Annotated in this window: 18 protein-coding genes; 2 read left to right on the plus strand and 16 right to left on the minus strand. The window is 65.0% G+C overall.

The genetic code is table 11. The features are described from left to right. Nucleotides 1–43 precede the first annotated feature (43 nt). The 12 genes from POL67_RS32535 to POL67_RS32590 form a co-directional block, all read right to left on the minus strand. Entirely contained in the window at nt 44–2,875 is a 2,832-nt protein-coding gene (locus POL67_RS32535; RefSeq protein WP_271924262.1) for an MYXO-CTERM sorting domain-containing protein, read from the minus strand. 185 nt (nt 2,876–3,060) lie between these two features. Beyond that, nucleotides 3,061–3,903 (minus strand): FG-GAP repeat protein, encoded by an 843-nt coding sequence (locus POL67_RS32540; protein ID WP_271924263.1) that lies wholly within the window; start codon nt 3,901–3,903, stop codon nt 3,061–3,063. A gap of 825 nt (nt 3,904–4,728) precedes the next feature. Then, nucleotides 4,729–5,538, minus strand: a complete 810-nt coding sequence (locus tag POL67_RS32545) for a hypothetical protein (RefSeq protein ID WP_271924264.1) — start codon at nt 5,536–5,538, stop codon at nt 4,729–4,731. A 568-nt stretch (nt 5,539–6,106) separates the two neighbouring features. Further along, a complete protein-coding gene (locus POL67_RS32550) occupies nt 6,107–8,443 on the minus strand; it encodes a Vgb family protein (RefSeq protein ID WP_271924265.1) in 2,337 nt (778 codons plus the stop codon). A gap of 45 nt (nt 8,444–8,488) precedes the next feature. Continuing rightward, nucleotides 8,489–9,661 carry an FG-GAP repeat domain-containing protein gene (locus POL67_RS32555; protein ID WP_271924266.1) on the minus strand — a complete coding sequence of 391 codons (1,173 nt, stop codon included), beginning with the start codon at nt 9,659–9,661 and terminating at the stop codon, nt 8,489–8,491. 189 nt (nt 9,662–9,850) lie between these two features. Next, complete coding sequence (locus POL67_RS32560) at nt 9,851–10,543, minus strand: tetratricopeptide repeat protein (protein ID WP_271924268.1); 693 nt, start codon at nt 10,541–10,543, stop codon at nt 9,851–9,853. Between the two features lie 86 nt (nt 10,544–10,629). Then, complete coding sequence (locus POL67_RS32565; protein WP_271924270.1) at nt 10,630–11,232, minus strand: RNA polymerase sigma factor; 603 nt, start codon at nt 11,230–11,232, stop codon at nt 10,630–10,632. Between the two features lie 34 nt (nt 11,233–11,266). Then, complete coding sequence (locus tag POL67_RS32570; protein ID WP_271924272.1) at nt 11,267–12,289, minus strand: hypothetical protein; 1,023 nt, start codon at nt 12,287–12,289, stop codon at nt 11,267–11,269. 166 nt (nt 12,290–12,455) lie between these two features. Then, nucleotides 12,456–13,853: a hypothetical protein gene (locus POL67_RS32575; protein WP_271924274.1), complete on the minus strand. Its 1,398-nt coding sequence runs from the start codon at nt 13,851–13,853 to the stop codon at nt 12,456–12,458. A 50-nt stretch (nt 13,854–13,903) separates the two neighbouring features. Continuing rightward, the gene (locus POL67_RS32580) at nt 13,904–15,364 is read right to left on the minus strand and encodes a TolC family protein (protein ID WP_271924276.1); all 1,461 of its coding nucleotides are present in this window, start codon (nt 15,362–15,364) and stop codon (nt 13,904–13,906) included. Beyond that, nucleotides 15,351–18,527 (minus strand): efflux RND transporter permease subunit, encoded by a 3,177-nt coding sequence (locus POL67_RS32585; RefSeq protein ID WP_271924278.1) that lies wholly within the window; start codon nt 18,525–18,527, stop codon nt 15,351–15,353. The genes POL67_RS32580 and POL67_RS32585 overlap by 14 nt, the downstream gene beginning before the upstream one ends. After that, a complete protein-coding gene (locus tag POL67_RS32590; protein ID WP_271924303.1) occupies nt 18,524–19,606 on the minus strand; it encodes an efflux RND transporter periplasmic adaptor subunit in 1,083 nt (360 codons plus the stop codon). Before POL67_RS32590 ends, POL67_RS32585 begins: the two co-directional genes overlap by 4 nt. A gap of 298 nt (nt 19,607–19,904) precedes the next feature. Here POL67_RS32590 and POL67_RS32595 point away from each other — a divergent pair, with 298 nt between their 5' ends. After that, entirely contained in the window at nt 19,905–20,339 is a 435-nt protein-coding gene (locus POL67_RS32595) for a nuclear transport factor 2 family protein (RefSeq protein WP_271924305.1), read from the plus strand. A 24-nt stretch (nt 20,340–20,363) separates the two neighbouring features. Here the strand turns inward: POL67_RS32595 and POL67_RS32600 are convergent, their stop codons facing one another. After that, entirely contained in the window at nt 20,364–21,575 is a 1,212-nt protein-coding gene (locus POL67_RS32600) for a PAS domain S-box protein (protein ID WP_271924307.1), read from the minus strand. A 75-nt stretch (nt 21,576–21,650) separates the two neighbouring features. After that, nucleotides 21,651–22,187: a nuclear transport factor 2 family protein gene (locus POL67_RS32605; protein WP_271924309.1), complete on the minus strand. Its 537-nt coding sequence runs from the start codon at nt 22,185–22,187 to the stop codon at nt 21,651–21,653. 1,376 nt (nt 22,188–23,563) lie between these two features. Between POL67_RS32605 and POL67_RS32610 the strand changes: the two genes are divergently transcribed. Beyond that, a complete protein-coding gene (locus POL67_RS32610) occupies nt 23,564–24,301 on the plus strand; it encodes a hypothetical protein (protein WP_271924311.1) in 738 nt (245 codons plus the stop codon). A gap of 169 nt (nt 24,302–24,470) precedes the next feature. Here the strand turns inward: POL67_RS32610 and POL67_RS32615 are convergent, their stop codons facing one another. Then, nucleotides 24,471–24,794, minus strand: a complete 324-nt coding sequence (locus tag POL67_RS32615) for a four helix bundle protein (RefSeq protein WP_271924313.1) — start codon at nt 24,792–24,794, stop codon at nt 24,471–24,473. A 462-nt stretch (nt 24,795–25,256) separates the two neighbouring features. Further along, nucleotides 25,257–26,063: a hypothetical protein gene (locus tag POL67_RS32620; RefSeq protein WP_271924314.1), complete on the minus strand. Its 807-nt coding sequence runs from the start codon at nt 26,061–26,063 to the stop codon at nt 25,257–25,259. Nucleotides 26,064–26,072: the final 9 nt, after the last annotated feature.

Raw genomic sequence — 26,072 nt, forward strand, 5'->3', positions numbered from 1 at the left:
AGGCGGCCGCAGCGGCAGCCGCCTCACCCGTGCGGGAGAAGCATCACGCGCGTCGCGCGCGCCTCCGCCATGTGAACAGGAGCCCGAGCGCCAGCGCAGGCAGCGCGGGCAAGCTCCCTGTCTGCGACGCCGTCCTGCATCCGCAGCCGCCGTCCTCGGACGGCTCGCGGCCACCCGCGCCGCCTGCGCCGCCTGCGCCGCCTGCGCCGCCTGCGCCAGCCATGCCACCCGCGCCACCCGCGCCACCCGCGCCACCCGCGCCACCCACGCCGTCGACGCATGCGCCGCCTTCGCAAACGCCAGCCGCGCAGGGGGTTCCATCGACTGCGAGTCCATCCGCCGGGCAGTCGTTCGCGGCGCCGTCGCAGCTCTCGGCCACGTCGCACGCGAACGCCGAGGCGCGGCACTCGGTACCTACCGCAGCCTTTGCATCCGACGGGCAGTCGTTCGCGGCCCCGTCGCAGCTCTCGGCCACGTCGCACGCGCCTGCCGACGCGCGGCACGCGGTGCCCGCCGCGACCTTTGCATCCGCCGGGCATTGGATTGCGACGCCGTTGCACGTCTCGGCCACGTCGCACGCGCCTGCCGAGGCACGGCACACGGTGCCCGCCGCAGCCAGTTCGTTCACCGGGCAATCGTTTGTGACACCGTTGCAGCTCTCGGCCGCATCACACGCGCCTGCCGAGGCGCGGCACTCGGTGCCCGCCGCGGCCTTCGCGTCCGCTGGGCAACTGTTCGCAACCCCGTCGCAGGCCTCTGCCACGTCGCACGCGCCCGCCGAGGCGCGGCAAGCCGTGCCTGCGGAGAGCGGCGCGCACGTCCCGTCCACCGCCGCGCCCGCCGCCACGCTGCACGCCTGGCAATCCCCGGTCACGCCTCCGCCGCACGCCGTGTCGCAGCAGACCCCGTCCACGCAGAAGCCGCTCACGCATACGGTGCCGGTCGCGCAGGGACTGCCCAGGCTCAACGGCTCGCTCAGCGCGAAGACGTAGGCCGAGCCGGAGGCCGTGCCCTTGTCACCGTCGCGGAACGCCCCAACGAGCGCCGTGTCCCCCGAAAGTGCGATCGAATATCCGAAAGAGTCGCCCAACATGCCGTCACTCGCCAGGAGCTTTTGCTGCTGGTTCCAGACGCCAGAGCTCCGCGCGAAGACGTAGGCCGAGCTCACCGAGCCGGCGCCGAACTTGCTCATGCCCACGAGCGCCGTGTCCCCCGAGAGCGCGACCGAATAGCCGAACAGGTCGTTCGCCGCCCCGTCATTCGCCAGGAGCTTTTGCTGCTGGGTCCAGACGCCAGAGCTTCGCACGAGCACATAGGCCGAGCCTGAGTTCGTGCCCTTGTCATCGTCGTAGACCGCGCCCACGAGCGCCGTGTCCCCGGAAAGCGCAACCGACCAGCCGAACTCGTCCGACGGCTCCCCATCATTCGCCAGGAGCTTGGCCTGCTGGGTCCAGACGCCAGAGCTCCGCGTGAAGGCATAGGCCGAGCCAGAGTTTATGCCCTTGTCATCGTCGTAAGGCGCCCCCACGAGCGCCGTGTCCCCCGAGAGCGCGACCGAAATGCCGAAATAGTCGTCCGCCATCCCGTCGTCCGCCAAGAGCTTGGCCTGCTCGGTCCAAACGCCAGCGTTCCGCACGAACACGTAGGCCGCGCCCACCGAGCCGACGGGTTTGCTCACGCCCACGAGCGCCGTGTCCCCGGAAAGCGCGATCGACCAGCCAAACTGGTCCGACGCTGCCCCATCACTCGCCCAAAGCTTCGCCTGCTCGGTCCAGACGCCAGCGCTCCGCACGAACACGTAGGCCGAGCCGGAGGAGGAGCCCTTGTCGGCGTCGTGGATTGCCCCCACAAGCGCCGTGTCCCCCGAGAGCGCGACCGAACAGCCGAAACAGTCGAACGCCGCTCCGTCGCTCGCCACAAGCTTCGCCTGCTCGGTCCAGACGCCAGCGTTCCGCACGAACACGTAGACCGAGCCGGAGGAGGAGCCCTTGTCGGCGTCGTGGATTGCCCCCACAAGCGCCGTGTCCCCCGAGAGCGCGACGGTATAACCGAAATTGTCGTTCGCTGCTCCGTCGCTCGCCCAAAGCTTCGCCTGCTGCACCCATACGAGCGGATCGATCTCCACCGGATACGCCGCCCCTGCGTCGTCCACGTGGATCACGACGCGCCCCTGATCGAGCGATAGCCACGCGGGCAGCGCTCTGCCCGCCGCATCCTTCACATACAGGTCGGTATAACCGAGCGCCTCACGGCCCTCCCCATCCCGAAGCGAAAGCGCCTCCCCGCGCCCGTCTCCGTCCTCGTCCACGAGCTCCGCCCGCAGATCCCCGCCGAACTCGATGGCCATGACCTTGGTCCCGGCGCACGGAGCCGCCGCGAGGACGAATCCCTGTTCGAGCCCCAGCGGCCCGTTCACGTACCATTCTTCCAGGCCCTCGCGCCCATAACGAACCCGATTGCCCTCGGCCACGGGCTCCGCCGCGCCGAGCTCCGTCACCTGGCCCTCGCAGCCGAGCCCGGCTGCGCGCATGCCGAACGTCCACGCGCCGTCCGCCGGCAAAAGCGAAACGCCCGCGCCGTCGAGCGTCGTCGCGAACCGCTGCGCCTCGTTCTCGGCGCGCAAAAGCCCGGGCGCGAGCGCCACGGCGGCATATCGCTCCGAGGCTTGCTGCTGCACGGACGCGATGTAGGCCGCGCGCAGGTCCTTCGGCATCGACGCCGAGCCTCCCCGCGCCACCTCGGCGGGGGCGCTCGCAGGCGCGGACATGCCCTCGGCGGGCGTGGTGTCGGCGCTGCAAGCGGCAAGCATGGCGATCATGACCGGGCCGAGGATGCGACCCGGCCACGGCCCGAAGCTCTGTTGTTCTTTGTTCATTCTCGTAAGCCCTTACTCTTGGATTCGTCACACCAAGTGGCAGGCACCGGCGCGCGCGGCTCGCCTGGTTCCACCGTGGCTGCACCTAGACGACGCGCCTCGCGCTCGCTTCATGAAAAATCGGTGACATGTGGTTCGGTGAGGGGGCGGAGGGCCGGGGGCTGCTGCTGCCGCTGCCGCGGGCCTCACCCGCGCAGGAAGGACCTCACGCGCGCCGCGCGCGCCTCCGCCATGCGAACAGGAGCCCGAGCGCGCCCCTGGCTGCTGCGCACGAACACGTAGGCCGAGCCGGAGTAGGGGCTCATGCCGTCGTCGCTACGCGCCCCCACGAGCGCCGTGTCCCCCGAGAACGAAAGCGCGTTGCCGAAATTGATGATCGGCCCGAAGTCCGGCCACAGCTTCCCGAGATGAATGGCCATCAGCGGATCGATCTCCACCGGATACACGGCCCCCGCGTCGTTCACGTGAATCACGACCCGCCCCTGATCGAGCGACAGCCACGCCGGCAGCTCCTTGCCCGCCGCGTCCTTCACGTACAGGTCGGTATACCGGAGCGTCGCGCGCGCTTCGTTGTCCCGCAGCGAAAGCGCCTCCCCAAGGCCGTCCCCGTCCTCGTCCACGAGCTCTGCCCGCCAATCCCCGTCGAGCTCGATGGCCACGACCTTCGTCCCGGCGCACGCGGGGGCCTCTTGAAGGACGAAGCCCTGTTCGAGCCCGAGCGGCCCGTTCACGTACCATTCTTCCAGGTCATCGCGCCCATAACGAACCCGATTGCCCTCCGCCTCGGGCGCTGCCGCGCCGAGCGCCGTCACCTGGCCCTCGCAGCCGAGGGCGGCCGCACGCATTCCGAGGGTCCAACTGCCGTCGTCCGACGAAAGGGAGATGCCTGCGCTGTCGAGCGTCGTCCCCCATCGCTGCGCCTCGTTCTCGGCGCGCACGAGCCCCGGCGCGAGCGCCACGGCGGCATACCGCTCCGGGGCGTGCTGCTGCACGGACGCGATGTAGGCCGCGCGCAGGGCGTTTGACATCGACGCCGAATCTCCCCGCGCCGCCTCGGCCGGGGCGCTCGCAGGCGGACATGCCCTCGACAGGCGTGGTGTCGCTGCAAGCGGCAAGCATGGCGATCATGAGCGGGCCGAGGATGCGACCCGGCCACGGCCCGAAGCTCTGTCGTTCAAGGTTCATGAGGGGAAGCCTTCGCTTTGGATTCGTCACATCAGGCGTCGGGCACCGGCGCGCGCGGCTCGTAGGGTTCCCCCCTGACTGTGCCTAGACGACGCGCCTCGGCCATCGCTTCAAGGAAACACCGCCGGGATCCTGCGCGGATCACGCGGGCAGGTAGGGGCGGCGAATGTGCGCGAGGAGGGCGCGAGCGGTCGCGTCCTCAGCCGTGCGGGGTCCGCAGGTTTTCGGTGCGTGAGGGTGTTCGAACGTTCGAACGGTGGCAGGAGAACGTGACGCGAGGGTGTTCGAACGCTTGGAGACCCACGAGCGACGGTGACGCGGGGGTGTTCGAACGTTCGGACCGAGTCGGGAGACGGTGACGCGTGGGTGTTCGAACGCTTGGAGACCCACGAGCGACGGTGACGCGGAGGCGGTCGGACGTTTGGAGAGCCGCAGGAGACGGTGACGCGGAGGGGATCGAACGTTCGAACGGGCGCGAGCGACGGTGACGCGAGGGGGGTGGGACGTTTGGAGACGCGAGAGCGACGGCGGATGGGGGCCGCTGCCGCGGCAGCTTCCGCCCGGAGCCGCCCCCCGCAGGACTCTTCTGCCTGTGCTCGTGCAAGGCGAGGCTACGGCGGCGGCGGCTGGCAACATCGACGCCGCCGCAGTGGCCCATGAGGCCCCGTTTATTGCCTGTAGAGCACGACCGTGCCGCTACATTCTTCGGCGTCTGCGCAGCCGGCACGCACTTGGTAATTGCCGGTCGCAGGGACCGTGTACTGGATCAGGGATGCGAGATCGCACTGGCCTTCGCATGCAGACGTATTGCCGTTCGCCGCCACATGAACCCAGGCTCCATCGATTTCGCGGTAGAGGCGCAACACGGTATCCCCGATGGCTTTGGCGCCGTGTGCAGCATAACTGCAAGTGCTGATGCGAACGTTCTGGTTGGCCTTCAGGGCATACGTCTTATTGGTGGTGTTGACCGTGCCATTGTTGGTATCTTGGCCGCTATACGAGAAGACGACCGGATCCCTCCGGGCAATCTGCACCGTATTCGGCCCGCATGCATCGTTGCCGTAACAACCACCCCAGAGCTCGAAGCTTTCCGTCGTCCCATACGGAGATGTGAACGAGATCAGGGACCCCGCGTTCAGGTTGCATGCCGCGTCGTCGTTGTACGCAACCTGCTTGTCGAGAAAATTGTAGAGCCGGAGATACGTATCTCCTTTGAAGAGGGTTCCCGGGAGAACCGTCGTCCCGATCATGACGGTCTCTCCGGCGCCGATGCTGATCGACTTCTTCTTGACGTTGGCCTCGTTCGCGGCGCTGTTGGTGTTCGAGGCGGAGTAGTCGTAGAGATAGAGCGCTTGCTCGGCCTCCGCGACGCTCTCCTCGCCCGGGTCCTCCAGGGCGTAATCTCCTTCATCCGCTGCATCCGCTGCGCAGCCTGCACCCACGAGAACCATCATCACGAGAGTCGCCAAACGCTTCATGCGCATTTCCTTTCGCATTCGCCGTGCGCAGGGCGGATCGGTGAACCCACCTGGATCGCCCTGTGCGCCAGTTCCACCTTGCCCGCCTGCGCCGCGAGGTTTCCTCAGGATTCCTCCTGAAGGCACGTCGCACGTGCTCTCCCGTCGCAGGTGGGTTGTTCTTGATGTACTTCCGCGGGGAGGCGCTTGTGCTTCACGAAATCGGATCGAGCGCCGCACGTTTCGAGGCTGGGGCGTCAGGGCAGGGCGCGAGCTTGGCGTCAGAAGTCCTCGCTCTCGGCCTTCAATTCTCCGCAAGACGACTGCAAGCCCCACGTTCTACTCGCGGGTCAAGTTGCCAGCAGATCTTGATATACTTCGCCAGGAAGGCGCTTTGGCTTCACAAATGATGCGCTCGCGAAGCGTTGGACAGGAGCACGGAGCGGGCTGGGTATTGAGCCGCGAAATCAGTCAGTCCGGGCCGCCGAAGCCACGGGCGTAAGAAATAGGGGCGCGATCAGTCCCCAGGCGTATCGCGACCAGTGCCGCCTCTCGGGCGACCAACGAACACGCCGCATCTGCGCCCGGACTACTTCCCCGTCTTCTTCAAAGTGCCGTCCCCCTCATTTACCCAATAGATACTCGTCGCATCGACGGCGACCGCAGCTGGCGAATTCTGATCAGGCGCGATCGTTTCGGCCGGACCGCCGCCTACCGGCACCTTCATGACCGTTCCCGCGTATCTGTTTGCCCAATACACGTAATTTGAATCGACAGCGATGCCCGCCGGATAGTCGCCTGTCGCGAGTACCTGCGGCGCGCCGCCACTCTTGCTCACCTTCATGATCTTGTCGTTCCCGACATCGGTCCAGTAAAGGTTGCCTGCGTCCGCCGTAATCATGTAGGGGAAGTGCTGCCCAGACACGAGCACTTCCGGCGTGCCGCCGTCTCGCGGGACCTTGCGAATTTTGCCCCCCGTGGAGGTCTGGTCGCCATCCATCGAGGTGAAGTAAACGAAATCGCTATCGACCGTGAGGCACTGTGGCACGTCGACCGCCGGCACGATTGTCACTGCGGTTCCCCCTGCAAGCGGGACCCTGCGGACAGCGTCGCCCGAGTTGCTGTTGACCCAATAGAGGTGCGAACCGCCGATGGCGACGCATTGCGGGGCGCTATTGATCCCATCGGTCGCGAGCTTCACGATGGGTCCTCCGCCGGTCGGAACAGCATTCAGAGTGCTCCAATTTTCTCCCCAATAGACTTTCTCCGATTCGACGGCGATCCCGGCGGGCATGACTTGGTCCGAAGCCAGCGTCGTCACGCTGCCGCCATTGAGCCCCACCTTCATCACCGATCCGGCAGTGGTCCAATAAACGCTTGTCGTATCGAGAGCGAGCGCCCTCGGGGACGAAGCCCCCCCACCAGCCGCGAGCTTCATGATGGCAGTGGGATCGACCCCCATGCCGTCTGCTCCCCCGATTCCGGTGCCGGAGAGTTTGGCGATGAAGATGTCCCCCTCCCCAACGCTCGTCATCGGGCCGCAGCCGAGGTCGAGCGTGTCCCGGAAGGTTCCGGCAAGGAAAACGTTGTCGTCTTGACCGATCGCGGCGGTAGCATTGTTATATGTTTTGTCCCAAAAATAAGCCCGATGAATCTGACCGGCATCATCGAGCTTGAACAGGAAGGCGCTTGCCGATCCGCTCGAGAGAAGGCAGCCGTCCAGATAAAGATTCCCTGTTGCTTCACGCTCTGGGACATCGATGCCGTATCCGCCAATGATCGTACCACATGTCCCAGCTGTCACGATCGATGGCCAGCCAATGCTTCGAAGTTGCCTGCTCCATACATGGTTCCCCGTCGCGTCGAGCTTCACCACGCAGAGTTCGCCCCTCTCTGAACACCCATCGAAGTTGACGTAACCTGCGAACTGACCGGCGACGACAACGCTACCCTGGGAATCAACGGTCAAATTATGCGTATCAAAGCGTCCGAGTTGCTTGCTCCATGAGTGCTTGCCATCGGAGTCGAATTTTGCCAGGAAACGCGTGGTCAAATACGAGGCCAGATCACTTGTGAGTATGGGGTTCCCTTCGTCGCCTTCGACATTAAACAAGCCTTTGAATCCTCCGCTGACGAAAATGTTCCCCGCCGAATCGAGCTCATGATATACGCACCCAAAAGGAGAGCTGCCGGAGAATTTGGTGATCCACTGTTGGTTTCCACTCGCATCGAGCTTGAGCAGAAATCCTTCTGATTGCGACTGGCTGTCGCCTGCGTAGTCACGGGAGCCACTTACAATTATGCTGCCCATATCGTCGACTTTTATCGCACATCCATATTCGTGTGCCTTGTCGACAGTGACGAGCTTGCTCCATTGGTGGTTGCCATCAGCATCGAATTTGGCTACGAACATGTCGTCCGTGCCAGGAAGCGCCGCAGGCAGCGGGCCTCCACCGAAATCGACATTGCCATAGACGCTGCCCGTGAGCACGACATTCCTCGACGCGTCGGTGGCGAGGGATGGGGCCATCACCGTACTGCCAAGAATTCGCTTGCTCCAGAGAGGATTACCTTGCGGGTCTAGCTTGGCCAGGAACGATGCCCCGGTTGGCGAGGCGAGCGTCACACCTCCGCCGAAGTCGAGTTCGCCATGGAAGCTACCAGCGATGAGCAAGTTTCCGCTACGGTCAACGACGATAGCCTCACCGGAGTCCCCGAGCTTGGAACCGAATCGCTTGCTCCAGGCGCACGCACCGCGGTTGCAAGCCTGCGCGCCGCCCGGATCACCGCCGCAAGCTTGGATCGTTGTGGACGGCTTTCCCCGGGAACGGGCAATGTCAACATCCATCGTGCATTCGGCGAGGACCAGCGCGGCTACCGCACCGAGAAGGGGGCTGCTTCGACCGGATGAGAGGTACTTGTTCATGGTAGTCGTGGCCCCCGTGGAGGCAGAGGACGCCCGCCTGTATACTCAATGTTTGGCGGCGGCGACCGCCATGAGGGCAGAACCGGACATCGTGGATATGCCCCAGCCGTATGCAATGGCGATGTCCGTCACGTGATCGCCATCAAAGTCCCCCACCGCACTCACGTGAGATTCACTCTCGTATTCAAAATCACCGTATTCTACCAGCCCGCCCTGTCCGTTACCCAGTAGGACCACAATTATGTGCCTTGATTGTCCGGCTTCGGACAGGTAAGCGACATCGGCACTCCCGTTGTTATCGAAATCGCCGAGCAACAAGCGAGGAGGCGACATCGACGCATCTTCGCTGACTTGCTGATAAAAAGAATCGGCGAAGGCCGAAAATGTGCCGTTCCCATTTCCGCGAGATGTCGCAATCCCTTGAGGCCCAGTTGCCTCACCAAGAAGACCCACGAGATCCATATTTCCATCGCCGTTCAGGTCTGTCGTCAAGAGCGACCTTACCCCAGGATGATACGAAGCGCTCCCTGGATCACCGAATGGATGAACGACCGATGCGGGGGCAAATTGGAACGCGCTGTCACCGCCGCCGCAGTACAACTCTATATCGAGGTCGTAGTTTCCCAGGAACAGGAGATCGCTGGCCCCGCCTTCGCAAAAATCACCCACGGCAACAACCGGTTCCCCTCCAGGAGGCAACGGCAATTCGAGAATGTTGCCAAGTGCATTCTCGCCGTGGTCGAGTACCAATGCATTACATCCAACGCTGAATATGAGCGTATCCGTCGCCGCGTCTTTGCCGAATTCTCCAGTCACGGACAACGGGAAGTCCCAAGTAGACCACGCGTATCCCCCCCCAGGCGTCGATGTATCAAGGTCCGCCCAAGTGTTACAGCCGATCGTTTCGATGGGTTCATCAAACTTCTTCTCGTTTCCGAATCCATGCCAAAATGTCACGGCGAGTCCGTCGGGGCCCGCCAAGGCAAGGAGATCCTGGTTCCCGTCACCATCGAAATCGCCAGCGTCAAGATCCCGGTAGGTTCTCAGGAACCCAAGGGGTGCCTCGACCCGCGTCGGAAAGCTCCCATCGCCCTCCCCGAACAGCGTGACGATAGAGCAATTCGCCCAGCGACTTCCGTAGTAGACGTCGGCGGTGGTCTCACAGACGATGGCGGCGATATCCAGCTGATCGTCACCATTGAAATCACGCACCACCATCGACTGTGGATACCCTTGAAGCTCCGCCCTCGACATCAGTACCGGCCCAGTTGTAGCCATATGAGGCTCCCCGCCCGATTTCACATGGACCTCCGGTGCACACCCCATCGCCATTCCCAGGACCAGAAGCCCAGCCCCCACGCGGCAACCCATCGATCGCATTCCTCTCATTGCTCGCCTCTCCCCGAATCAGCGCATCTCGTCCAGCTTCCGCCGCACCCTCACCTCGTACGGGCTCCCGCTCGATCGCTCGAGCAGGGCCTCGCCTCTCGCTCGTGCCTCGTCTTTGCGCCCGAGTCGAAGCAGCGTATCGATCGCAAGAAACTCCCGCTCCATCGCGAGCCGCCCCGCTGGAAACTCCTGCGCGTGCGCCTCGACTCGACGTAGCGCCTCCGACGGGCTCGTCGCCATGAGGCGCCGCGCCTCCTCCAGCATCATAATCTCACGGGTGATCGAGTCTTCCGTGACAACCGCCGCCGAAACGGGCGGCGACGGCATGGGAGGCGGAACTTTCTTCGTGATCGAACCCCTGGCCGGTTTCTTGGGCATCGGCACCGGGCGGCTCGTTTCCGGCGTGGTGCGCGACTCCACTCCCTCCGTCGGGCGCTCGCCGCTCTTCACAGGCTCCTCCGGCGCAGGCACGCCCGAAGCCACCGCCTCCACCGCCGCGGCCACGTTCTCGGTCGGTGCCCCCACCCCCACCTTGAGCACGAGCGGGACGTCCTGCCCCCCACGAGACGCGACGACCACCGCGGCGGCGGCGCCGATCCCCAGAATCGCCATCACGATCTTTTTCGCAAGAACCCCCGGCAAAACCCCCACAGGCGTTGCCGCGATCTGCGCAACCTGCGCGGTCGACCGCGCCAGCTCGAGCTGCGTCATGTTCCGCGTCGGTTGGGCGCTCGTGAGAAGCTCCCGCACGCGCGGCGGAGCCGAACTGTCGGCGTCAAGCCATCGCGTCGGCTCTTTCATCGGCGCCGCCCCCGCGAAAGGCGCGCCTCGCGACGCGCGAGGGCCTTCTCGAACTCCTTCCGAGCCGCGTGGAGCCGCGAGTGCACCGTTCCCACCGGCACACCCAGCTCCTTGGCGATGTCCTCGCACCCCTTCTGTTCGATCTCGAACATCACGAGCACCGCGCACCTCTCGAGCTCGAGCTCGTTGAGCAGCTCGGTCAGCTCGGCGCGCGCCTGCTTCGTCGCGAGGTTCTCCTCCGGGCTCGGCTGGACCCCCTCGGAGCTCGTCTCCGGCAGCGGGATCGCCGTGGTCTCGCGCCGCACGTAGGCCCGTTGCCGATGGCGGGCGACGATGTTCTTGCAGATCCCGAAGAGCCAGGCCTGCATCGACCCGCCCGTGTCGAACGTGTGGAGCCGCTTGTGGACGACGATGAACACCTCCTGTCTCAGATCGTCGAGATCCGGAGGACGAACCCCGAGCCGTTGCAGGGATCGGAAGACGAAGTCGGCGTACTCCGCGTGCACCGCGACCACGTCGAGCGGGTGCTCCACCGCCGAGGGCGCCCCTCCCCGGGCCGCCCATGGAAACCATCGAAACATGCGGAACACGCCGTCCACGTGCCCCCCTCTTCCGCTCAGCTCGCCCAGCGCTTCACGGAATCGACAGACCGACCCCCACAAACCCGGAGCCGCCGATCACCGTCTGTTCGAAGACCGTCTCTGGAGGGGCCCCCTCGACGTGGAAGCGGTAGCGAGTGAGGGGCAGGGTGACGTCCCCGCCGATCTCGACGACGAGCGGAGAAACAGGGCTGAGCCGGAGCCGGGGTGACAGCGAAACTGCGGCCCAGGCCTTCTCCCCCGGGTCAACCGGCTCGTAGGGCGCGAGCTTGACGACGACGCCATGCACGGCGCCGCCGAGGACATGCCCGCACGTCGAGAGCGTGGCCCGCCAGAAGCGCAGCGGATGGAAGCACCCCCCGAGCCACACCGCGTTGAGGCCGAAGGCAAACGCGCCCTCGGACGTCCGAACCTCGGGCATCCACGACATGCCCACCGAGGCTTCCCATCGCCCTTTTCCCACACCGGCGAAGAGCGCCACCTCGGGCGCCACACTCGGCAGGAGCCCGTAACGAGCAGCTCCGCGCGCGGTGAGCGTCATCGTCATGGGTGCCAGAGGCGGTGGCCGTGAAGGCGGCGGTGACCGTCGCGGTGACGGCGGGGGCGGTGCTGGGGGCGATAGCGGGGGTGGCGCCGGCGGTGGGGGTGGCGGCGGAGGCGACGATGCCGCCTCCGGATCGATGAGCACCGCGATCACGAAGACGCTCGCGTCCTTGATGGGGGTGCAATCCGGCGCATCCACGTGGAGGGGTGCCCGGGACGTGAGGAGGCGGGCCCCCTCGCGCTCTTCAATCTGGGCTATCCAGCGTCCGTTCTTCTCCTCCCGAATGAGACGTGCCTGGATGAGGCGGTCGGCGCAACTCGAGAACACGTCGCGGCCGAGGCGCGCCGTGATCTCCCGCTCGATCTCCGCCTGGTCCGGGCAGCTCTCCGCGCCTGCTTCACGCGACCAGACGAACTTCACCAGGTTGCATGCGGGCTCCGCGCCCACGCTCGGCGCGGCGAGGACGAACGCCGCCATGATGCACGCAGGGAGGAGCGGGTACGGGTGTATCAAGACCGACCCTAGTTACTTCCACGGGTCTCGTGTCGCAAGTTCGCGGGGCCGGCGCCCTCGGTCAGGAGGACCGGAATCCTCTTCCGCTTCCACTCTCGAAGAGAATGCCGGTTGGGAAAGCAGCTGCTCACGGGTGGAGCGTCCGCGTCACCAAGCTTCCGGCGCGTCACCCATGCCAGAACGCCACGAGCGGCGTCGAGGCAACGACGAGCACGGCGAGCGTGACGGCGTCAATCGGAGAAACGGAAACCCAGCGCTCGCGGGCGAGAACTTCGGCGCGCTCCCCGGGGAGGATCTCGAGGTCTGCAGGAAGCGCGTCGCCTCGATAGGGATCCTTGGAAGCCGCGGACCCTTCGCGGGACAAGACGATTACTGGGCCGGGAGGAAGACCTGCGTGAATCTCCGCGCGGAGGGGCGAGGCGGCGTCGCCGACGACGAGCCAACCGTCCGCGCCAAGGACGCCGGCGGGCGCCGTGGCAATACGCCTCAGTCGGCCCCGCGCGCGGAATCGGAGACGTTCGAGAAAAGCCGCGACGAGCAGTCCGGCGACGGCGGTGGCGCTCCAACCGTACGGCGGGCTGCTCGTCGCATCCCTGATATCGCTCACGTGGAGACTCTTGAAAGTCCGGGTCGAGCGGTCCAGCGCGTAACGAACCGTGCCGTCGAAAAGAAGCAGCCCGCGTGGGGCGTCCTCGCGGACGAGGAATGCGCCATTTCGGGCGACGTCGACACGGCGAGGATCACAATCCCACATGTTCGAGCCGGTCAAGATCACCGGACGGAGGAAGTATTTGTCGTCCGACGTGGAACCGGCTGGGTTGATGAGGAGCGAGCAGTCACGGCGAAAGCTCGGGCAATATCGTTGCGCGACGAGGCTCCGGGGGAGAGGGACCTCCTGGACGCGCGTGGTGTAGCCCGGATTCTGCTCGAGGCTACAGAACTCCGGACCAGGGGCCAGTTCTTTCGCCTCGAGGATTCGCAAAGGTGACCCCTCGACGGGCGGCACGACGCCAATGACCGGGAGGGATTCGACATAACGACCAGGGTCGAAACCGCGGAGCATCCGCGGCGTGGCCCAGACGAGCACGGCAAACGTGCAGGCGACGGCGGCGAGGCTTCCGGCGCGGAGCAGAGGCGCGAGGAAGGGCGCGCGCTCGGTGAGGAATCGGGCCAGCGGGAAGGTGACGGCGCCGCCGATGGCAAGGGGGAGGAGGCCGACGAGGGGATAGAAGGAGGCGGCACGCAGGTCGAAGGACAACCAGAAAGAGCAGACGTCCTCGACGAGCTTCGTTTCGGAGAGCCCTTCGCGGACGACAAAGAAAAGGACGGGCCCGAGGAGAAGGGCGCAAAGCGCGAGGCCAAGGGCGAGGGTCGGGCGCCACGAAGGGAGCTTCGCGGCGACGAAGGCACTGCCGCGGACGGTGATGGCGAGGAGCAGGACGAGCGCGAAGGCATGGGGCGGGGCCGAGAGGGCGATCCAGACAGAGCCGCTGGCCCCGACGAGGGCGCCGACGAGAGCGGCGCGCGCTCGCGGGGGGAGAACGGTCTCTGCGGACGCCGCCATGGGGGCATCATGCCAGTTCAAAGCTGGCAAAGCGAAAGGAAGTGGAAGGGCTAGGCGCCGGAGCGCCACCCACCCCCGAGCGCTTGGTAGAGATGGACCACGGCCAGCCATTGCCGCTTCCTCGTCTCGATCAGCTCCATTTCCGCGTCCAGCGAATCCCGCCGGGTCAGCAGAACCTCCACATAGTCCGCTCGCGCAGATTGAAAGAGGACCGTGGACGTTTCACTCGACCGGGTGAGCGCCTCCACCTGCTGCGACTGGAGCTCATAGGCTTTTTGAAGGTTCTCGACCAGCGAAAGTTGATTCGCGACGTCGGTGAACGCTTGCAGCAGCGTCCTCTCGTAGTTGAACACCGCCTGAAGCTGCCGGGCGTTCACCGAGCGATACTGGGCCTCGATCGCTTTCCGGTTCAAGAGCGGCGCCGTGAGATTCCCCGCCAGGTTGTAGATGAGCGAGTCCGGCGTCACGAGGAGGTGCTTGACGTTGAACGACCTGTAACCGACCGCTGCGTCGATGCTGAGCGAAGGGTAAAACTCCGCCTTCGCCACCTGCACGTCCAGCTTCGTGGCCTGAAGCTCCAGCTCGGCTTGCCGGATGTCCGGGCGATTCTTCAAGAGCTCGGAAGGGAGCCCCGACGTCACCTTCGGCAGAGGGTCCTTGAGCTTCTGATCGTTTCGGCTCACGGCCTGCGGGTAGCGACCGACCAGGAAGTTGATCTTGTTCTCGATCTGAACTTTCTCCTGTTCGAGGCCGTAGAGGCGGCTCTTGTTCTTCAACACCTCCGCTTGGAACCTCTGAACCGCGAGCTCCGTCACCCGGGCCGCCTGCTTCTCGAGCTTGATGATCTCGAGCGCGTCCCCGAGGATCTCGACGTTCCGTTTCAGGACGTCGAGCTGGTTGTCGATGGCGACCAGCTCGAAATAAGAGCTGGCGATTTCGGCGACGATCTGCGTCACCATGAAATTCCGGCCTTCGATGGTCGCGAGGTAGCGGAGGTCGGCCGACTTCGTGGCGTCCCGCAGCTTCCCCCATACGTCGATCTCCCACGAGCCCCAGAATCCGAACGTGAAGTCCCCCAGGTTCTGCGGCAGCCCATGGCTTTCATCGCTGATGCCCTGGCTCGTGTTCTTTCCCATCCTCTCGACGCCAACCCCAGCCCCGACGCCGACCTTCGGGAGGTAATCACCTTGCCGCGCCGACACTTCATTGCGGGCGATGATGATCTCTTGAAGCTGGATGTTCAGCTCCTGGTTTTTCGCGAGCGCCATTTCGATGAGCGCCCTGAGCTCGGCGTCGTCGAAGAAGGTACGCCACACCGTCTGCGTCGATCTCGCGGGCTGCGACGACGCGTCCTGGGTGCTGCTGCTCGAACGCCCAAAGCTCGCCGGAATCGCCTTGCTCGGCTCCCTGGGCTCGTTTCCTTCCAGAGAAGGGATGCAGCCCGCCGCGAAGAAGCAGACACACGCCAGCGCGGCGACCGACGGTGACGACTCTGCCCTACCCCTCCACATAATGGCTCACATTCTCGGTCAAGGGCTCGTCGGCTTCGTCCTGGATCAGACGCCTACGTTCCGCGAGCGTCCCGAAGATGAAGTACAGACCCGGCACGACGAGCACGCCGAAGACGGTGCCGAAGAGCATTCCCCCGAGCGCCGACGCGCCGATGGTGCGGTTGCCGATGGCGCCCGGCCCCGTCGCGAGGACGAGGGGAATCAGGCCCGCGATGAAGGCAAAGGAGGTCATCAAGATGGGGCGGAAGCGCGCCTTCGCTCCCTGGATCGCCGCCTCCATCACCGATTCTCCCTTGTTGTGTGCCTGGACGGCGAACTCGACGATGAGGACGGCATTCTTGCCGAGGAGGCCTACCAGCATGACGAGCCCAACCTGCGCGTAAATATCGTTCGCCAGGCCGAGGAGCTTCAGCATCAGGAAGGAGCCGAACACGCCAACGGGCAACGAGCAGATGACCGCCAGCGGGAGGATGAAGCTCTCGTATTGGGCAGCGAGCACCAGGTAGAGGAATGCGAGAACGACCAGGAAGATGTAGACGGCCTCGTTCCCGCGCTTCGCCTCGTCGTAGGAGAGGCCCTCCCACGCGATGTCGTAGCCGCGTGGCAACGTCTTCGCGGCGACCTCACGGACGGCCGCAATCGCATCTCCGCTCGTGTACCCCTTCGCCGGGCCGCCGCGGATCGCCGCGGAGTTGTACATGTTGAAGCGCGTGATCTCGTTCGGTCCCTGCGTCTTCCTCAGCTTCATGAAGGCCGAGTACGGCACCATCTCTTCCTTGTCGTTCTTGACGTAGAGATTCATGAGGTCCGAGGGGAACCGCCGGTATTCCGGCGCCGCCTGGGTGTACACCTTGAAGAAGTTGCCGAAGCGGATGAACCCCTGCTCGTAGGTGCTGCCGATGAGGATGTTGAGGTTATCCATGGCGCTCTTGATCGAGACGCCCTTTTGCATCGCTAGCTCGTTGTCGATCTCCAGCTCGTACTGCGGATAGTTCGCCGCAAAGAAGCTGAAGAGCCCGGTCAGCTCCTTCCGCTTCCCAAGCTGATCCATGAACTCTTTCTGGACGCGATCGAAGTCCTGGTAATCCGTCTCGTTGTTCTTGTCCAAGAGGCGGAGCGAGAAGCCGCTCGCGGCGCCGTAGCCCGGGACGGCCGGCGGCTCGAAGAACTCGACAATCGCGCCGATGTCCTTCGCCTTTTGCTCCAGCTCCTCGATGATCTGCGTCACGGTGCGCGTGCGCTCGGACCACGGCTTCAGGTTGATGAGGCAGGTTCCCGCGTTCGAGCCACGTCCCTCGGTCAGGATCTCGTAGCCGGCGAGGGAGGAGACCGAGGCGACACCGTCCACGCCCTTCGCCATGCCCTGCAGGTCTCGCGAAACGTCGTTCGTTTGCTCCAGGGTCGTGCCCGGGGGCGTCTGGATGATCGCGTAGATCTGCCCCTGGTCCTCGTTGGGCACGAAGCCGGCAGGAAGAACCCGGTTCAACTGCAGGACACCAAAGCCGAACGCGAGCAGGATCCCGAAGGTGACGAGCCTTCGATTCACCAGCTTCCGGAGCACGCGGGCGTAGACGTTGGTCCCGGCGTCGAAGGTACGATTGAACGCATCCAGGAAGATGCCAATCGGCGTCCGCTTCTTCGGGTGACCGTGCGTATTCTTCAGGATCATCGCGCAGAGGACGGGCGTCAGCGTCAGCGCGACGATGCCGGAGAGCACGATGGAGGAGGCCATCGTAATCGAGAACTGACGGTAGAAGATGCCCACCGGTCCGGTCATGAAGGCCACGGGCACGAAGACCGCAGTCATCATCAGGGTGATCGCGATGACGGCGCCGCTGATCTCGCCGAGGACCTTCTTGACGGCGTTGTACGGCGACAATCCCTCCTCCGCCATCTTCACGTGGACCGCCTCGACGACGACGATCGCGTCGTCGACGACGACGCCGATCGCGAGGACGAGCGCGAAGAGCGTGATCAGGTTGATGGTGATCCCGAACATCTGCATGAAGAGGAAGGCGCCGATGAGCGAGACGGGAACGGCCAGGGCCGGGATCAGCGTCGAGCGCCAATCACCGAGGAAGACGAACACGACGAGCGACACGAGGAGGAAGGCCTCCCCGAGCGTGTGGAGGACCTTCTCGATCGACGCATCGAGGAAGCTCGAGACGTCGTAGTTGATCTCGTAGTTCATCCCGGCGGGGAACGAGGTCTTCTTGAGCTCCTCCAGCTTGGCCTTGACGTTTTCGATGACCTCGCTCGCATTGCTCCCGTAGGTCTGCTTCAGCACGATCGCCGCGGAAGGGTGGCCGTCGAGATTGGAATAGATATCGAAGAACTCGCTCCCGAGCTCGACCCTCGCGATGTCCTTGAGGCGGAGCTGTTCGCCGTTTTCGTTCGCCCGGATGATGATCTTCTCGTATTGCTCGGGCTTGTTGAACCTGCCCTCGTAGGTGAGAACGTATTCGAGCGACTGCGCCTTCACGCCGGTCGCCTGCCCGAGACGTCCTGGCGACCCGATCACGCTTTGCTCGCTGATCGCCTTCATCACGTCTTCGGTCGAGACGTTGTACGCACGCATCTTGTCCGGATCGAGCCAGATGCGCATGGCGTACTGCCGGGAGCCGAGGATTCGTGTCTGCGCGATCCCGTCGACGCGGCTCAGCTCGGGGAGGAGGTTGGCATTGGCGAAGTTGTAGAGAAACTTCTCATCGGCCGTCTTCTCCTCGCTGTAGAGGTTCACGTACATGAGCATGCTGGGCTGCACGCGATTCATGACGACGCCTTCCAGCTGCACGAGCGTCGGAAGTCGGCTGATGACCTGATCGATTCGATTCTTGACGTTGACGACGGCCTCGTTCGGGTCGGCGTCCAGCTTGAACACGACCTGGATCGTCGCCTCGCCGGCGCTCGTGGCGTCGGAGATCATGTACATCATGCCCGGAACGCCGTTGATGGCGCGCTCCAGGGTGATGATCGAGGACTGGACCAGGACGTCCGCGCTCGCTCCCGGGAACGTGAGCGAGACCATCACGCGAGGCGGCGAGATCTCGGGAAACTGCGAGACCGGGCGCGATCGCATGGCGAGAATGCCCAGGAACACGAGCACGATCGACAGGACCATCGCCATCACCGGGCGATGGATGAACTTGGACGTCAGGCTCATTCCGCAGGCACCTCCAGGTGCGCGAACACGTCCGAGGGATCCTTGTAATCGACCTCGATCGTGACGCCGTCCCTGACCTTGCGCAGGCCTTCCACGAGGATCTTGTCGTGTTCTTCGAGACCGCTCGCGACCGCGAACACCTGCGGCATCTCCGCGGCGATGGTGATGGGGCGCGAGTGGACGACGTTCTTTTCGTCGATGACGAAGACGAACTTCTTGTCGAGCACGTCGAAGGTCGCCTTCTGCGGAATGAGCAAGGCGTTCTTGAGCGGCACCTCCATCAAGATCTTCCCCGTCTCGCCATGACGGAGCAGCCCCTTGGGATTGGGAAACGTGGCCCTGAACGCGAGACTTCCGGTCTGGTTGTTGAAGTCAGCCTCGATCGTCTCCACCGTGCCGGGTTGATCGAAGATCTGGCCATCCGCCATCTGGAGCTTCACCGTGGAGATCCGCTCCTCTTCCGGTTGAGATTCGTATTTGAGGTACTCCACCTCGCTGACGTTGAAGTACACCCATACCTTGCTGTTGTCGGAGAGCGTCGTGAGCAGATCCCCCTCGTCGACCAGGCTGCCCATCCGCACGTGAAAGCGCCCGACGAGGCCGTCGAACGGCGCCCGCATCTCGGTCATCGATTTGTGCGTCGACGCGAGCGCCACTTCGGCCTTCGCCTTGTTGAGCTTCGCCCTGGCCAGGGCGAGCTCGTTGGGGGACACGACGTTCTTATCGGCGAGGAGCTTCGTGTTTCTGAGCTCGATCGCCGAGAGTTGCGCCTCCGCGTCGGCCTTCTGCACCTCTGCCTGGTAAATCATGGGCATGATTTGGAACATCTTCGCGCCCTTCGCGACCTGACGGCCCTCGTCAATGAAGGTCCCTTGCAGGTAGCCCTTTTCGAGAGCACGCAGCTCGATGTGCTGGATCGCGCGGATTTGTGCGACGTAGTCTCGGGTGAGCTCGGTGTCCTTCCGAAGAGGACTCGTCACGAGAAACTTGCCGTGTTCCTGCGGCTCTTGATGTTCGTGGTGGCACCCCACCACCAAGAAGGCGGCGACCAAGAGGAAGGGCGTGGGGCGTCGGTTCATCGCAGATGAGTCGGCACGACGCTCGCCGCGGTTCCATCCACGCGTAAAAAAAAATTTCTTATGTATCCGTTTCCAGCATATCTGATCTTCCGCAGTCCTGTGCTCGGGGTTACGCTGGGGGCGTGAGCCCTGTCGGCTCTCGTTTTGCCAGGGATGCTCGGTTCGTTCCGGGCCGGGTCCCCTCCCCGCCCGGGACCGTGGGCCCTGGACATCGGGTGCGCGGCGGAGACACACGTGCCGCCGCGCGCGACGCCCTCGTTTCGTGTATCGTCACTTCCGCAACACGAAGGAGATCAGGATGAGCGCCGACGAAAAGATCACGCTGCTACGTGCAATCTTCAAGGAGTTCGCGGCCACGGGGGACCCGCAGATTCTGCTTTCGAACCTCACCGACGATGTCGTCTATAAGCTCTCGATCGGGCCAGGGACGCCCCTCAGCGGCGAGTTCCGGGGCCAGAATGGGGTCGCGGAGTATTTTCGTGGCATGGCCTCGGTGGTCGAGCACGTAGGGCTCAATGTCCACGACTTCTTCGCCAACGACGAGAAGGCCGTGGTGACCGGCGACGAGACGCTGCGCGTGGTGAAGAATGGCGCCGTCTTCTTCACGGAGTGGGCGGTCGTGTGCACGTTCCGCGGAGACAAGATCTGCCACATCCTGGTGGTCGAGAACCTCGGCGCGCTGAGCCAGGCCTACGACGCGCCGCACGCAGGCCCGCCGGCGACAGCGTCCTGAAAGGACACGAGGAACATCCTCGGGCTACCGCACGCGTGGCAGTTTTTCGGGAGGGCCCTGTCGCGTGTCCGCGCGCCGCGCGCGCCCCCGCATGCATACCTTGATGGCCTCGCGCAGGTTGCTGAGCGTCCTCGCTCCCGCGAACCCCGTGGCGAGGCACGTGAAGGTCTGCGCCACGGCGGGCCGGATCCCCGTGACGAGCCCCTCCGCCCCGAGGAGCTGAATGGCGCGGAGGATGCCCGAGAGCCGCTCCGCCGTCCCCGCGTCCACGCTCTCCACCCCGGTCAGGTCCAGAATCGCGAACCGCGCCCGGCTCGACACGACGGCGTCGAGCAGCCGCGTCGTGATCTCGGACGCGCGCGCCTCGTCGAGCCCGCCGACGACCGGCAGCGCGAGGACGTCGTCCCACACCTGAATGACCGGCACGGAGAGCGCGTGAATCTCCGACCGCTGCTGCGCGATGATCGCGAGCTTCTCCTCGACCTCGATCTCGCGGCGCTTGAAATCGTCGATATCCTGGAAGGCCCCGATGACCCGGGTCACCTTCCCGTTCTCCATCACCGCGGTGCCCGCGGTGCGCACCCAGAGCCGGCGGCCCTTCGCGGTGACGATCTGCAACTCCAGATCGTAGGGCTTGCCCTCGCCCGCGCAGGCGCTGAAGGCCTCCGTGATGATCGACTGGTGTTCCGGCGCGTAAAACGAGATCCCGTTGTCCACGTTCGGATTGAAGCCGATGGGCACCTCGTGGATCCGGTACGTCTCCTCGGTCCAGAACTGGCGTCCCGTCGTGCAATCCACGTCCCATCCCCCGACGCGCCCCGTCGCTTGCATCTTCTGGAGGAGATCACGCCGCCTCTCCCATTCGTCCACGGGCTCCTGCGCCTCGACCTCGAGCCCGACCCCGTACACCTTCGAATCCCCGGCCACGCGGCGAAGCGAAAAGAGGAGCCTCCGGTAGCTCAGGTCCCGGTGCACGAAACCTGCGTCGAGCTTCATCGACGCGTCTCCCTCCTCGCTCGGGCGCAGGAACGCGTGCAGCGGCGCGGCTTCGTCGGGGTGCACGAGCCGGGTGAACTCCGCGCCCGCGAGGGAGGACTCCGTATATCCGAGCGTGCTCCGGAATGCCTCGTTGGTGCGGATCAGCCGCCCGTCGCCGCTCAGCACGCAGAGGAGGTCCCTGGACGTCTCGAAGAAGTGCTCGAATTGGATCTCGTTCTCGTCGTGAACCGGCGACATGGAGCGAACCTCTTGCGCGCGCCGTGCTCGGCGCTGTCCCGAAACAACCCGAACCCCCCCGGGTTGTGTGTCAGGTCAAGGCGATTGGACGCGCATGTAAGTGAGCAGGCGCAGCGTCCGTTTTGCGATCTTCCAGCCGTGAGGTGTACGCACGACGATGTCCTCGTAGGTCCCGTGCGCCAGGTCGACGATGCCGGAAGGATCCACGACGTGCGTCGCGGTGAGGTAGGTCGACATCGTCGCCGTGTTCCCCTGCACGTTGATCACGACATTGCCGTTCAAGTGCTGCGTCGAGACGTAGCCGTTCGTGGTGAACTCGTTGTCCGCGACGTCGGCCCACGCGGTGGGATTGGAGGTCAGGCTCGGGGGACCATTGGGGTCGTCACCGGGGTAATAGGCCTCGAGGACGGCGTTCGGCGTGAAGCACTTCTGGTACAGGCTCCGGCCCACCTCGAGCTCGCCGCGCCCGATGGCGTCGGTCCCGGCGGCATAACAGTACGTCAGCTTTTCGATTTCAGCCTCGTCGAGGAGGCGCGTGAGCCCCTGCTGCCCCCCGGCATTCCCATGTCCGCCCCCGGGATGGCCGCCCGCGGCAGGCGTCGCCGCCCCCAAGGCGCTCGCAGCAATGGCACCCGCGCACAACGCAGCTCCGACGCGACCCCAAGAAGCCCGTGAACCTGATCGGCTGCTCTGCTCCATTGTGTACCTCCTCCAGTACGGCCCCCTTCAGTCACACTAAAAAGATTCGCGCAGGAGATCAAGCGTTCCATGTGTCCCGTCGAGAATCCAACGACACGGCTCATTTGCACCATCACGCAATCCTCGGCCTGACGATACGTGCAGGAAGGGATGCTCGGCTTGGCGCGGAGGAATCTGTCGCGTGCGGGTGTTCGAACGTTCGAAGGGCAGCAGGAGAGCGTGACGCGTGGGTGTTCGAACGCTTGGAGACCCACGAGCGACAATGACGCGCTGCGGATCGAACGTTCGGAGACCCGCAGGAGACGGTGACGCGTGGGGGTTCGAACGCTTGGAGACCCACGAGCGACGATGACGCGCCGCGGATCGAACGTTCGGAGACCCGCAGGAGACGGTGACGTGTGGGTGTTCGAACGTTCGAACGGGCGCAAGCGACGATGACGCGAGGGGGGTCGGACGTTTGGAGACGCGAGGGCGGCTGTGGATGGGGCTGCTTCCGCTTGCGCTGCGTCTCAGCGGAGGCTCATCGGGCTGCCGCACGCGTGGCAGGTTCTGGGGATGGTCGGCGTCAGGTGACCCCATCAGCTCCAGGGAATCACCGAGGGGTCGCAGGCGAATCTGGTCGAGTCGAATCGTCGGGCAGGCCTCGGGATCGATCTTGCAAATGTCGCCGAACGACTCGAGTTCCTCTGCGCTCCGGCCAGGATCCTCTGCCAGGGCAGGATTGCTCGATCACGTCGGCCTGGATGGCCCCCGTGTTGCCGCCCGATTTCTTCTCGCCTGGCCGCGTTGCCCACAGGATCCCTGCCGTCAGGAGGCCCGCCCCGCCGACCGCAAATCCCACAGTTCCAAGCACGCTCAGCTGTCTGCCGCGCTCCAGTGCGCGCAGCCCTTCAGGGTCGCAAATCAGGTTCTTACAGTGCTCGTCCACGGTCGCTTTCTCCTTGCGTGCGAGCCCTCCCGTAATGCTCCCCTGGTGATTCCCGCGAGCCCGAGCCCGCCGGCTGTGAACAACCACGCCTTGCCCCCCGCAGTCATGCCACCTTGGGCAGCCCGAAACTTTGCCTGGGTTGCGACTCCGCGCGAGCATGGAGAGCCGCCCAGAAACGCCCATGCCCCCCGATCATTCGAAGAAACCCCACTGGCCCGCAACGAGGTTGCCGCCGCACCCGGCGACCGTCGTACAGCCGAAGCGCCCGTTCGGGGGCCTCTTGGTGAGGCCGCCGCATCCGGCGACCGTGGTGCAGCGGAGGGCCTACGAGCCGAACCTGTCCGGCGCGCCTCCTCGTGTCGTGCAAAGCAAGTTCGACCTGGATGGCACGTGGATGCAAAGCGTCGACGACACCACGCTGCTCGCGAAATTCGGCTCCACCACCGCCGCCTTGTGGGGAGCCCTGCGCGACCACAAAGCGGAGATCGGGATCAGCTCGGGTGGCAGCGGTGGGGGCTGGAACTTCAGCACCAGGATGCTTGAAATCTCGACGAGCTGGTTCAATCCGATCAAGGAGTACGTGACCAACGGCACCAAGGCGACCGAACTGGGCAGGGGCATCGCAGCCCTGACGCACGAGATGTCACATGCGCATGATCAGATTGTCCGGAAGGAATCCCCGTGGGGCGCCTCCAAGGACACGGACGCTTTCGTGATCGCCGTGCTGAAGACCGAGCTACGCGCGTGGATGAAAGAAGCCCGCTCCGCCCGGGAGAACCACAAGGACAAAAGCATCCCGCCCGGAGATGACAACAACAATTTGATCAAGGGCTGGCTCGGCGTGCATTTCACCCTGAAGAACGGGAAGAACGTGCTGAAGGCCGATGTCTACGAGAACCCGGTCGTGGGACGCCTGCACAAGTATTTCAACGACAACAAAAGCGCGAAGACGACCAGCACGCTGGCCGATCTGCTGACCGCCTCTTCCAATGGCCTGGCGGCCGACCTGACCAGCTACGCGCAGCAGATCCGTGACAAGTTCACGAGTGACGATACGACGCTGCGCCAAGTGGCATCTGCGGCCATTTCCTCGTCGTAGACGACCCCACCCGACCTCCTGCGTGGCTCGCATTGGGGCCTCCCCTCCCTTCCCCTCCCGCGAGCACCCCATCTCGCGCGAAACCGACGTGGTTTGGACCCGCACTGCCACGGCCGTTGCCGTCACCGTGAAAAGGCGTGCCGCCCACGGGGACGGCACGCCCGGACCGTTACCGTCGCGTGAGGCGGTGCAGGGTGCCGATGATATGGTTCAGGGTGTTGCGCATCTCATCGTCGACGCTTTCCACGTATCCGAGCGCTTCTGCCACGTCCAGGCACGCGCGGACCTCTGCGGCCGACCCCATGGCGGTATGCCACCGGGCGCGTTCGTTCCTTCCCTGCGAATACGCGCCCTCGTTCAGGTTCAGCGGAACACTCATCGCTGCACGGCGCATTTGATCGCCGAGATTCGGATCCTTCCTCCCGATCCGCTCCATCACCGGCCGCAACATCCTGAGCATCTCGATCGCCACGCCATAAATCCTGAGAGCCATGTCATCCTCCGTATCCCCGACCGGGGACCCCGGCCCCCGGCCCGCGCGCGGAGGAAGGCGAAAGGCTGCGAGGCGCAGCCTCGCACCGCGCGCAGCCACCCGGAGCCGCGCGCAGCGCGAAGCGCGAGCACGGCGAGGATGGCGAGCACGGCTTGGCCTTTCGCCTTCCGAGCACGCGGGCACAATCGACATCCCCGGACGAGAAGGGATAACCGCTCAAGCTGGGGCTGGAGCTGGGGCTGGAGCTGGGGCTGGAGCTGGAGCTAGGGCTGGAGCTGGGGCTGGAGCTGGGGCTGGAGCTAGGGCTGGAGCTGAGGCTGAAGCTCAAGCTCAAGCTCAAGCTCAAGCTCAAGCTCAAGCTCAAGCTCAAGCTCAAGCTCAAGCTCAAGCTCAAGCTTCAGCCTCAGCCTAAGCCTAAGCGACAGCTTCAGCTTCAGCCTTGACCCCTTCCCCTCCCCCCGCCTACCGTCCCCCCTCGTGCCGCCCGGGCCGCGCCTCCTCCCTGTCCTCCTCCTCCCGGCCCTCGCGCTCCTCCCTGCGCGCCCCGCTGCCGCCGACGACACCCCTTCCCTCGCCGCCGAACCTGCCCCCGCCGGCGATCGCGCCTTCCTCGTCGAACACGCCGACGTCCGCGGCCACCTCCTCCCTTCCGCGCGCCTCCTCCTCGATTACGCCCGCCGCCCCCTCGTCCTCCGCAACGCCAAGGACCAGCTCGACCCCGTCATCTCCGATCAAACCTTCTTCCACGCCCTCGCGTCCCTCTCCCTCTTCTACCGGGTCACTGTCTCCCTCGACGTCCCCTTCTCCCTCACCCAGGCTGGCAGCACGCCCTCCTCCGGCGACGCCTTCCCCCGCACTGCGGTTGGCGCTGCCCTCGGCGACCTCCGCCTCGGCGCCCGCGTCCGCCTCGCTGGTGGCCTCGACGAAGCGGGCCAGGGTGCCGCCCTCGGCCTCTCCGCCTCCCTCTGGCTCCCCACCGGCACCGATGGATATGCTGGCGATGGCGCCGTCCGCGGACGCTTCGCCCTCGTCGCGGAGGCCACCGGCAAACGCCTCCACGGCGCGTTTTCCGGCGGCCTCCGCACCCGCCCGGCTGTCGCGCTCCCCGGGGTCTTGCCGACCCGCGTCGCCACCTCCCTCACCTTTGGCCTCGCGGGCGGCTTTTTCGTCGATGGCGCCCGCACCCTCACCCTTGGCGGCGAGCTCTCCGCTGATCTCCCCTTCCTCGGCGGTGCACGCCTCTTTGATCCTCGCGCCACCGTCGCGCATGCCCTCGTC

This window comes from Polyangium mundeleinium (assembly GCF_028369105.1).
Lineage (GTDB): Bacteria > Myxococcota_A > Polyangia > Polyangiales > Polyangiaceae > Polyangium > Polyangium mundeleinium.